The following is a 508-nucleotide window of genomic DNA, read 5'->3' on the forward strand; positions in this document are numbered from 1 at the left end:
GACCATCTTCCTTTTGTACCACTTCAAATCCCTGCTTCTCTAGTAACATCGCCGTAAACTTACGCAGAGACTCGTTATCATCCACAACCATGATGGTTCGCTTGATGGATTTATCTAAAGGCGCAGATGGCAGCGTTGACGAGATATAAGTGGAATCGTAAAGCAAACGTTCAATCGTAGCTTTGGTATTTAGCAGCCACGCTTGAGTCTCTACCCAAATCGGGTCATGGCCAACTTTTTTAGCTCGTTGCGCAGGTTTGTGCTCAAAAAGATACACCACACGCGCTTCAGTAAATGAAAGTAACGATTCGATTCTGTCTAATTGGTTTTCTAAAACATCAAGGCTTTCCACATCGACAAATATCAGGTCAAATTCAAACTCGTATTCTTTCTTTTTAAAGACGCTTTTTACATCTAAAACGGTGACATCAAATCCCATGAAGCGACTAATATCTGCCATTTTTTGCACGATAATGTCTTGATTACTGACCAATAAAATTGATTTCAT

The 508-nt window shown here is 40.0% G+C and carries 1 pseudogene; it reads right to left on the reverse strand.

Features of this window, described 5'->3' with window-relative positions:
• Positions 1–508 (reverse strand): annotated as a pseudogene (locus R7P74_RS29675) (hybrid sensor histidine kinase/response regulator); the annotation flags it as partial.

It is taken from the genome of Vibrio sp. 2033 (assembly GCF_033339735.1).